The following is a 9,757-nucleotide window of genomic DNA, read 5'->3' on the forward strand; positions in this document are numbered from 1 at the left end:
GAAAAAGGGCCGCAAGCGCGGCCCTTTCTTTCAACCTGAAACCCTCACGCCTGCGACTGCAGGTAGTTCTCCAGGCCGATGCGGTCGATCAGGCCAAGCTGCTGTTCCAGCCAATAGGCGTGATCTTCTTCGGTGTCCTTGAGCTGGGCGGCGAGGATGTCGCGGCTCATGTAGTCCTTGTGCTTCTCGCACAGGGTGATGCCCTTGCTCAGTGCGGCGCGTACTTCGTATTCCAGCTTGAGGTCGGCGCGCAGCATGTCCGGTACGGTGTGGCCGGGATGGATAGTGCGCGGGCGCATGTCCGGGGTGGCTTCGAGGAAGAGGATGCGCTGCAGCAACGCATCGGCGTGCTGGGTCTCTTCTTCCATCTCGTGGTTGATGCGCTCGAAGAGCTTGTTGAAGCCCCAGTCCTGGTACATCCGCGAATGCAGGAAGTACTGGTCACGGGCAGCCAGCTCGCCGCGCAACAGGTCCTTTAGGTACTCCACCACTTCGGCTTGACCTTGCATCTGTCCATCTCCTGAAAAAACCAATGAGCAAGGATCGTGCGCCGCCCCGAACTGGTCAAGTGCGGCTCAGCCGCGCATCCACGGTGGCTCAGGCTCTTCCCGTACTTCCGGCGCGTCCTGTTCGGTAAGCGCCGCCTGGCGCCGGGCTTCATCGGCCAGGGCCGCCTTGATCTCGCGCATCACGGCATCCAGATCGGCGGCGTCTTCGGGCTCGTCGAAGTGACCGGTGAGCGGGGATTCCGGGGTCAGCTTGCCTTCCTCGAAGAGCGCCCACATTTCCTTGGCGTACCGGGTATACAGCAACTCGGGGGCGAATTGCCCGAAATAGGCCGCCATGTTGCCGACATCACGCTCCAACATGCGGAAGGCGTGGTTGTTGCCAGCAGCGTCCACTGCCTGGGGCAGGTCGATGATCACCGGGCCGTAGGGGTCTAGCAGCACGTTGAACTCGGACAAGTCGCCATGCACCAGACCCGCGCAGAGCATCTTCACGATCTCGCCGATCATGAAGGCATGGAATTCGCGGGCATCCTCAGGCGTCAGGTCGACATCGTTCAGGCGCGGTGCGGCATCGCCCTCGCCATCGCTGACCAGTTCCATCAGCAGCACGCCGTCGAGGAAGTCGTAGGGCTTGGGCACCCGGACACCCGCATTGGCCAGACGGAACAGCGCCGACACCTCGGCGTTCTGCCAGGTCTCCTCGCGCTCGCGGCGGCCGTACTTCGAGCCCTTGGCCATGGCGCGGGCATCGCGGCTGTTGCGGACCTTGCGGCCCTCCTGGTACTCGGCGGCCTGGCGGAAACCGCGCTTGTTGGCCTCCTTGTAAACCTTGGCGCAACGCAGCTCGCTGCCGCAGCGCACGACATACACGGAGGCTTCCTTGCCGCTCATCAGCGGACGCAGGACTTCATCGATCAGGCCATCTTCCAGCAATGGCTCGAGGCGCTTCGGGGTCTTCATGCAGGTGCTGCGGGTGCCTTCAAAGGAGAGGAGAGAATGGGCCGACGTTATACGGCATGCGGGCAGCGGCGGCTATCCACGCCGTGAAAGACCGCGACGAAGCGCCTCTATCCCATAGCGCACCTTGGCCGGCAGGGCATCACGGCGCGGGGTGACGATATACAGCCCCACCGGCGTCGGCTGCCACTCCGGCAACAGCGCCAGCAAGCGGCCGCTGGCCAGTTCCTCGCGGACTTCCGGCTCCGGCTGCAGCGACAGGCCAAGCCCGGCCAGGGTGAAGCTGCGCACCGCGAGGATGTTGTTGCAACCCACGCGCGGCTCCAGGCGCAGCCGTTGCTGCTCACCGCCGGGGCCGGTGAAGGTCAGTTGATGCTGCTGGCGCTCGCCGTTGAGGCTGATCCAGTCCAGCTCCAGCAATTGTTCGGGACGCTGGATCGGGCCGCTGCGGGCCAGATAAGCCGGCGCGCAGCAGAGCACCGCCGGCCAGTCGGCGAGGTGACGGGCCACCAGGCTGGAATCCTCCTGGCGGCCGACGCGGATGGCGAGATCGATACGCTGCTCCACCAGGTCGATCTGTTCGTCATGGAAGAACAGCTGCAGGCTCAACCCCGGATGGGCCTCCAGCAGCGGCGCCAGGGCCTCGGTCAGCATGCCGTTGGAAAAGCCCACGGGGGCGGCGATGCGCAATTCGCCCACCGGCGCATCGCGCAGTTCGGCCAGCCGCTGCTCGGCCTGCTGCGCCAACTCCAGCACCTGGGCGCAGCTCTTGTAGAACACCGCGCCGGCCTCGGTCAGGGTCAGCTTGCGGGTGGTGCGGTGCAGCAGGCTGACCTGGGTTTCCTCCTCCAGCTTGCGGATCTGCTGGCTGACCGCCGAGGCCGTCATGCCCAGCACTTCCGCCGCCGCCACCATGCTGCCGCGCTCCACCACCGTGGCAAATACCGCCATGCGCTTGAGCTGCTCCATTCGTAAGCTCCGCTTAATTGTGAAAGCACCTTTCGGCACTTTTTCCGCTGATTATCCAGCAGCGATTATGCGTCACCTCGCAACCTGCCATGGAGACGCACATGAAAATCGCCCTGATCGGCGCCACCGGATTCGTCGGTTCCGCTGTCCTCAGCGAAGCCCTGCAACGCGGCCACCAGGTGACCGCCATCGTCCGCCACCCGGAAAAACTGCCCCAGCACACCAGCCTCACCGCCGTGAAAGGCGATGCCTATGACGCCGCGGCCATCGCCCAGGCCGTCGCCGGGCATGACGCAGTGGTCCACGCCTTCAACCCCGGCTGGGGCGAAGCGCGGATTCGCGAACTGTTCATCGAAGGCACCCGCGCCATCTTCGCCGGGGTCAAGCAGGCCGGCATCAAGCGCCTGCTGGTGGTCGGCGGTGCCGGCAGCCTGTACGTCGCACCGAATCTGCAACTGATCGACACGCCAGACTTCCCCGCCGAGTACAAGGAAGGCGCGGAAGGCGCGCGCCAGGCACTCAACCTGATCCGCGAGGAACAGGGCCTGGACTGGTCCTTCATCTCCCCGCCCGCCCTGCTGGAACCGGGCGAGCGTAGCGGCCGCTTCCGCGTCGGCGGCGACCAGTTGCTGATGAGCGGCGAACACCCGGCGCGCATCAGCGTGGCCGACCTTGCCGTGGCCATCGTCGACGAGTTGGAACAGCCCCAGCACATCCGCCAACGCTTCACCGTCGGTTACTGAGGAGCACGCCCATGACCCTGACCGCATCCGCCCATGTCACCACCGCCACCCCGGCGCGCTACATCACCCGCCTGTGCAAACACTTCGCCCACCGCGTGCCGGTGAGCTACGACGAACAGCAGGGCCGCATCGAGTTCGACCTGGGCCTCGGCCTGCTCCGCGCCGAAGGTGACGGCCTGAGCCTGGCCGTGGAAAGCCAGAACACCGAAGGCCTGGAGCGCCTGAAGGACATCGTCGGCAGCCACTTCGTGCGCGTGGCCTGGCAGGAGGAGCTGACGCTCGTGTGGAGATGATCCCTGTGGGGTGAATTCATTCGAGCCCCGTAGGATGGGTGGAGCTTGCGATACCCATCAGCCCTGTCCGCATGGGTATCGCTCCGCTCCACCCATCCTACGAACTGTGGGGGCGAATTCATTCGCTAAGCAGGCCGAAGGACTGCCCTGGAATCTATTGGGGCGGCTACGCCGCCCTAGCGATTGAAATCGCCCCCACAAATGCACGATCCATCGCCTGCACCTACCGAAACAACTCACCAGGCGTCACGCCGAACAAGCCCTTGAATGCAGCAATGAACGCCGACGGCGATTCATACCCGCTGGCCAGCGCCACTTCGGTAACGCTGGCACCGCTCTCCAGGGGCTGCAGTGCGGCGAGCAAGCGCAGGCGTTGCCGCCACTGGCGAAAGCTCAGTCCCGTCTCGCGCTGGAAGGCACGGGTCAGGGTCTTCTCCGAGGTGTTCAGCCGCGCCGCCCACTCCCCCAGGCTGTGACCGAGATCCGGCTGGGCCACCAGTTCGCTGCACAACCGCAATAGGCGGGGCTCAGCCGGCATCGGCAGGGAGAACCCCGCCTCCGGCAAGGCTCGCAACTGGTCCAGCAGCACGCTAACCAGCCGCGCCTCGGCGCTTTCGCCCTCGGGGTACTCCACCGGCAGCTCACAGAAGGCCTTGATCAGCTCCCGCGCCAACGGCGTCACTTCCAGCACCCGGCAGCGCTCGGGAGCCCAGGCGCTGGCATCGCGACGCACGTAGAGACTGCGCATCTCGGCGTTCATCGACGTCACCACCTCATGCTCCAGCCCGGCTGGCACCCACACCGCCCAGTGCGGTGGCGCGTAATAGCTGCCCTCGGCGGTATGCACACCGAGCACGCCACTGATGGCATAGGAAAGCTGCACCCAGTCGTGGGTGTGACGGGCCGTCCAGGAGCCAGCACGCAGGCTTTCCGCGCGGGCATAGAGGGGGCGGGGCAACTGCTCGAGCCGGGGAATCTGGCGTTGCAGGTCGATTTGTCCGTTTGGCGACATATGTTGATCTCATGTCGTTAGACGGTCGGATTCTGCGCCCGTTAGTCTCCGGCCTCAAGTTCGCGCGATTTTGGAGGCCCCATGTCAGCACTCAAACCCCTGAAACGGCTGTTCACCGACTGGTTCCTCGGCGGCATGCTGCTGGCGGTCACCCTCGCCTGGCTGTTCCCCAATGTCGGCAAGCACGGCGGCACCCTGCATGCCGGCAGCCTGATCAACGCCGGGGTGTTCCTGGTGTTTTTCCTCCACGGCATCAACCTGTCCACCGAGCAGATCAGGAAGGGCCTGGGTAACTGGCGCCTGCACGTGATGGTGCAGATCTTCACCTTCGCCATCTTCCCGCTGTTCTGGCTGGCGGCGAACAAGCTGCTGGGCGGCCAGGTGCCGCCCGCCTTGATGCTGGGCTTCTTCTACCTCTGCGCCCTGCCCTCGACCATTTCCTCGTCCGTGGCCCTGACCGGCAGCGCCGGTGGCAACGTACCGGCGGCCATCCTCAATGCCAGCCTGTCGAGCCTGCTGGGGGTGTTCCTGACGCCCTGGCTGATCAGCCTGGTGGCCGACGCCAACGGCGGTATCGACCTCGGCCAGACCCTGCTCGACCTCAGCCTGCTGCTGCTCCTGCCGCTGGTGCTCGGCCAGGCGCTGCGGCCGCTGTGGGGCAAATTCTTCGCCCGCTACAAGCGCTACACCGGGATCTTCGACAAGCTGGTGATCCTGCTGCTGGTGTTCGCCTCCTTCAGCGACTCGGTGGCCGGTGGCGTCTGGCAACAGCAAGGACCGGAAACCCTGGTGGTGGCCTTCGTCGGCTGTGCCCTGCTGCTGGCGCTGATGCTCTGGCTGACCACCCGTTCCGCCCGGAGCCTGGGCTTCAACCATGAAGACGAGATCGCCGCGGTGTTCTGCGCCACCAAGAAGTCCCTGGCCGCCGGCGCACCGATGGCCGCCATCATCTTCGGCGCCAGCCCGGCGCTGGGCCTGATCCTGCTGCCGATCATGCTCTACCACCAGATGCAGCTGATCGTCTGCGCGGTCATGGCCGAGCGATATTCCCTGCACGGCCGGGCCCTGGCGGCCAGCACCGCCTGATCCTCCACCCTCGCCCCCACTGGGGGTGGGGGTGGCCCCACTTCTGGGTGGCATTCCCCACTCGCGTCAATGCCCGACGCCACTTCCCGCGCGCCAGCCTCATTGCAGAGCGCCTGTGCACTTCTGGCACAGCCGTTGCTCCATAGCGGGGGCAACTGCGCTGCACCCAGTTGCAGGCCAGGACGGCTGCATGCGTCCGAACGCAATCGTGCAATAGGGAGGTGCTTTCGAATGACTGACCCCAGACTGCTGTACGACCCCGAGCTGCTTCCCGAAGCCGCCCTCAAGGGACGGGTGGTGCCCACGACCGACCGCAACGAACAACCCTGGATTGAGTACGTGGCAGGGCAATGGGTCGTACTCAAGCGTCGCCGCGATGTGCCGACGGAACGGCGCAGCCTACACGCCATGCGCAAACACATCGACACATTGCTGGAGCAGGGCTGGAGCATCACCGGCCGCGACCCGGTGCGCCTGGAGCGCCACCATCAGGTCAAGGTCGTCAGGGGTGGCGTGCTGGTGGACGGTTAAGGCCCTCACCCTCCGCAGGACGCGGGCCGGCAAGGGTTTCTGCGGGGCAAAAAAAAGGGCGGCCCCGACATTGCGGGCCGCCCTAAATCACGGAGTTGCTTACATCGCGTGGCGGCGATGACTTGCCGCCACGGGTATTGGATTACTTTTCGAGGATCGCGGTCACACCTTGGCCACCTGCGGCGCAAATCGAGATGAGCCCGCGCCCCTCGCCCGCCACCGAAAGCAGCTTGGCCAGGTTGGCGACGATGCGCCCGCCAGTGGCGGCGAAGGGATGTCCGGCGGCCAGAGAGCTGCCCTTGACGTTCAGCTTGCCGTGGTCGATGGAGCCCAGCGGCTTGTCCAGGCCGAGGCGGGTCTTGCAGTACTCGGCGTCTTCCCAGGCCTTGAGGGTGCAGAGCACCTGGGCGGCGAAGGCTTCGTGAATCTCGTAGAAATCGAAATCCTGCAGCGTCAGGCCATTGCGCGCGAGCAGGCGCGGCACGGCATAAGCCGGCGCCATCAGCAGCCCCTCCTTGCCGCCGACGAAATCCACCGCCGCCGCTTCGCCATCCTTGAAGTAGGCGAGGATCGGCAGCCCGCGCGCCTTGGCCCATTCCTCGCTGGCCAGCAGCACCACCGAGGCACCATCGGTGAGCGGTGTGGAGTTGGCCGCCGTCAAGGTGCCGCGCGGGCCGCGCTCGAACACCGGTTTCAGGCTCGCCAACTTCGCAGGGTCGATGTCCGGGCGCAGGTTCTGGTCGCGGTTCAGACCACGGAAAGGGCTCATCAGGTCGTTCTGCCAGCCTTCGGCATAGGCTGCCGCCAGCTTCTGGTGGCTGGCGACGGCGAGTTGGTCCTGCTCATCACGGGGGATGGCCCAGGTCTGCGCCATCAGCTCGCAGTGCTCGCCCATGGACAACCCGGTGCGCGGCTCACCGTTGCGCGGAATATGCGGCGCCAGGTGGCGCGGGCGCACCTTCAGCAGGGTCTTGATCTTGTCGCCGGTGGTCTTGCCGCGATTGGCCTCCAGCAGGATCTTGCGCAGCTCCTCGTGCACGCCGATGGGCGCATCGGAAGTGGTGTCCACGCCGCCGGCGATGCCGCACTCGATCTGCCCCAGGGCGATCTTGTTGGCCACCAGGATCGCCGCCTCCAGGCCGGTACCGCAGGCTTGCTGGATGTCGTAGGCCGGAGTTTCCGGCGCCAGGCGCGAGCCCAGCACGCATTCGCGCGCCAGGTTGAAGTCGCGGGAGTGCTTGAGCACCGCGCCCGCCGCGAACTCCCCTACGCGCACGCCATGGAGGTTGAAGCGTTCCACCAGGCCTTCGAGGGCGCTGGTCAGCATGTCCTGGTTGCTCGCCGTGGCGTAGACGGTATTGGAGCGGGCGAAGGGGATGCGGTTGCCGCCGACGATGGCGACCCGGCGAAGCTGGGCCATGGTGACTCCTTGCGATGAGGGTTTGCAGGTTGCAGTGTCGGCTACAAGACTAGACGCCTGGATTGGCCGCCTTGCCGGCTGGCAGGTCAGCGCGGTCAATTGCGCGCAACCTGCGTCTGCGTAGAGTGGGCCCACTTTCGATTGTCCAGCAGGAGCGCTATCCCATGAACGACCGTTACCTCGCCTTCGCCAACTCCAATACCGGCCGGCGCCTGGTTTGCGCCCTCGGCCTGCCGGCGCCGGTGCGCCTGGAGCGCTGGATGGCGGGCCGCGCTCGACCGGTGGATGGTGCCCTGCTGATCGGCGGTTCAGGCAGCCTGGCCGAAGCCGCCAGCGCCGTGCTGAACAAGCTCACCGACCAGAGTTTTGCGGACGAAGACGGCCGCTTCGGCCTGCCGCGCTGGACCGCCGAGCACGGCCCGAAACTCAAGGCGCTGATCTTCGATGCCAGCGGCCTGACCCGCTTCGAGCAACTGATCGAGCTGCGCGACTTCTTCCAGCCGGCCATCAAGGGCCTGGGCAAGTGCCCGAAAGTGGTGGTCCTGGCCCGCGCCCCGGAAGCCACCAAGGACTTGGTAGCCGCCAGCGTGCAGCGTTCCCTGGAAGGCTTCACCCGCTCGCTGGGCAAGGAAATCCGCCAGGGCGGCAACGTCCAACTCATCTATGTGGGCAAGGGTGCCGAGGACCAACTGGAAGGCACGCTGCGCTTCTTCCTCTCGCCGAAGAGCGCCTACGTGTCCGCCCAGGTGCTGCGCCTGACCGCCTGCGCCGAGCAGGTGCAGGACTGGACCCGCCCGCTCGCCGGCAAGCGCGCGCTGGTCACCGGCGCCTCCCGGGGCATCGGCGCCGCCATCGCGGAAACCCTGGCGCGCGACGGGGCCGAGGTGATCCTGCTGGACGTACCCCAGGCGAAGGACGCCCTCGCCGGCCTGGCCGCGCGCCTGGGTGGTCGTGGCGTGGCCATGGACATCACCGCCGAAGAGGCCGCCGGCCAGCTGGTGGACGCGCTGCCGGATGGCGTGGATATCCTCGTGCACAACGCCGGCATCACCCGCGACAAGACCCTCGCCAAGATGAGCGACGACTTCTGGAATTCGGTGATCAACGTCAACCTGCGCGCCCCGCAGGTCCTCACCCAGGCCCTGCTGGACGCCGGCAAGCTGCACGACAACGGCCGCGTGGTGCTGATCGCCTCCATCAGCGGCATTGCCGGCAACCTGGGCCAGACCAACTACGCGGTAAGCAAGGCGGGCGTCATCGGCCTCGCGCAGAACTGGGCGCCGGTACTGGGCAAACGTGGCATCAGCATCAATGCCGTGGCGCCGGGCTTCATCGAAACCCAGATGACCGCCGCCATCCCCCTCACCATCCGCGAAGCCGGCCGGCGCATGAATTCCATGAACCAGGGCGGCCTGCCCCAGGACGTGGCCGAGGCGGTTGCCTGGTTCGCCCAACCGGGCTCCGGCGCCCTGACCGGGCAGGTGATGCGGGTGTGTGGGCAGAGCCTGTTGGGGGCCTGAGCCAAGGCAGCCGGCGCGAATCAAACCCCTGTAGGGGCGAATTCATTCGCCAAAGGGCAGCGCAGCTGCCCCAGTAGGCTCTGCTAGGCAGACCTTCGGCCTGCTCAGCGATTGAAATCGCCCCCACAGGAAGATCGCCCTCCTGAAACACCTGGGTCAGGACAGCCCCTTGTGGGGGCGAATTCATTCGCCAAGGACAGCGCAGCTGTCCCCTGAGGCCCTGAAGGGCAGACCTTCGGCCTGCTCAGCGATTGAAATCGCCCCCACAGGAAAATCACCCACCTGAAACATCTGGCTCTGAACAGCCCCTTGTGGGGGCGAATTCATTCGCCAAGGACAGCGCAGCTTTCCCCTGAGGCCCTGAAGGGCAGACCTTCGGCCTGCTCAGCGATTGAAATCGCCCCCACAGAAAAATCGCCCGCCTGAAATATCTGGCTCAGGTGAAGTGGCCTAATGATTCTGGACACCCCGATAGGGCGTTAAGCTGCGCCCAAGCAAGAGGTGTTCATGAGCAGAAGATCATTCAGTCCGGAATTCAAACTTGAGGCCGCCAGCCTGGTGCTGGATCAAGGCTATTCCATACCGGCAGCCTGTAAGGCGATGGGGGTAGGCCCAACTGCCATGCGGCGCTGGGTCGAGCAACTGACCCTGGAGCGCCATGGCAAGACGCCGGAACACGGCAAGGCCATGACGCCGGAGCAGCGGCGAATCCAGGAG

At 65.8% G+C, this 9,757-nt stretch carries 11 protein-coding genes; 6 read left to right on the plus strand and 5 right to left on the minus strand.

What is annotated here, in order from left to right; genetic code table 11:
* Window positions 1-44 precede the first annotated feature (44 nt).
* The 3 genes from bfr to E8F06_RS03845 all read right to left on the minus strand — a co-directional run bounded on the left by bfr (window position 45) and on the right by E8F06_RS03845 (window position 2,435).
* On the minus strand, window positions 45-509 hold the full coding sequence (gene bfr / locus E8F06_RS03835; RefSeq protein WP_280364386.1) for a bacterioferritin: 465 nt from the start codon (window positions 507-509) through the stop codon (window positions 45-47).
* Window positions 510-575: 66 nt separating this feature from the next.
* Window positions 576-1,469, minus strand: a complete 894-nt coding sequence (locus E8F06_RS03840) for a PA4780 family RIO1-like protein kinase (RefSeq protein ID WP_280364389.1) — start codon at window positions 1,467-1,469, stop codon at window positions 576-578.
* 72 nt (window positions 1,470-1,541) lie between these two features.
* Window positions 1,542-2,435, minus strand: coding sequence for a LysR family transcriptional regulator (locus tag E8F06_RS03845; RefSeq protein WP_280364392.1), 894 nt, complete (start codon window positions 2,433-2,435; stop codon window positions 1,542-1,544).
* Window positions 2,436-2,536: 101 nt separating this feature from the next.
* Here E8F06_RS03845 and E8F06_RS03850 point away from each other — a divergent pair, with 101 nt between their 5' ends.
* Both E8F06_RS03850 and E8F06_RS03855 read left to right on the plus strand, forming a co-directional pair.
* Window positions 2,537-3,178, plus strand: coding sequence for an NAD(P)-dependent oxidoreductase (locus E8F06_RS03850; RefSeq protein WP_280364394.1), 642 nt, complete (start codon window positions 2,537-2,539; stop codon window positions 3,176-3,178).
* 11 nt (window positions 3,179-3,189) lie between these two features.
* Window positions 3,190-3,471, plus strand: coding sequence for a DUF2218 domain-containing protein (locus E8F06_RS03855; protein ID WP_280364397.1), 282 nt, complete (start codon window positions 3,190-3,192; stop codon window positions 3,469-3,471).
* Window positions 3,472-3,694: 223 nt separating this feature from the next.
* On the opposite strand, the gene E8F06_RS03860 is transcribed toward E8F06_RS03855, so the two are convergent.
* Window positions 3,695-4,483 (minus strand): helix-turn-helix transcriptional regulator, encoded by a 789-nt coding sequence (locus tag E8F06_RS03860; protein ID WP_280364400.1) that lies wholly within the window; start codon window positions 4,481-4,483, stop codon window positions 3,695-3,697.
* An 81-nt stretch (window positions 4,484-4,564) separates the two neighbouring features.
* Between E8F06_RS03860 and E8F06_RS03865 the strand changes: the two genes are divergently transcribed.
* Both E8F06_RS03865 and E8F06_RS03870 read left to right on the plus strand, forming a co-directional pair.
* Window positions 4,565-5,569 (plus strand): bile acid:sodium symporter family protein, encoded by a 1,005-nt coding sequence (locus E8F06_RS03865; protein WP_280364403.1) that lies wholly within the window; start codon window positions 4,565-4,567, stop codon window positions 5,567-5,569.
* A 231-nt stretch (window positions 5,570-5,800) separates the two neighbouring features.
* Entirely contained in the window at window positions 5,801-6,100 is a 300-nt protein-coding gene (locus tag E8F06_RS03870; RefSeq protein ID WP_280364405.1) for a hypothetical protein, read from the plus strand.
* 142 nt (window positions 6,101-6,242) lie between these two features.
* Here E8F06_RS03870 and E8F06_RS03875 read toward each other — a convergent pair whose 3' ends face one another.
* Window positions 6,243-7,520: an acetyl-CoA C-acetyltransferase gene (locus E8F06_RS03875; RefSeq protein ID WP_280364407.1), complete on the minus strand. Its 1,278-nt coding sequence runs from the start codon at window positions 7,518-7,520 to the stop codon at window positions 6,243-6,245.
* Window positions 7,521-7,684: 164 nt separating this feature from the next.
* Here E8F06_RS03875 and E8F06_RS03880 point away from each other — a divergent pair, with 164 nt between their 5' ends.
* Both E8F06_RS03880 and E8F06_RS03885 read left to right on the plus strand, forming a co-directional pair.
* Window positions 7,685-9,040: a 3-oxoacyl-ACP reductase gene (locus E8F06_RS03880; RefSeq protein WP_280364409.1), complete on the plus strand. Its 1,356-nt coding sequence runs from the start codon at window positions 7,685-7,687 to the stop codon at window positions 9,038-9,040.
* A gap of 501 nt (window positions 9,041-9,541) precedes the next feature.
* On the plus strand, window positions 9,542-9,757 hold a 216-nt coding region (locus E8F06_RS03885; protein WP_280364412.1), incomplete at its 3' end, for a transposase.

This window comes from Pseudomonas sp. BN411 (assembly GCF_029871235.1).
Lineage (GTDB): Bacteria > Pseudomonadota > Gammaproteobacteria > Pseudomonadales > Pseudomonadaceae > Metapseudomonas.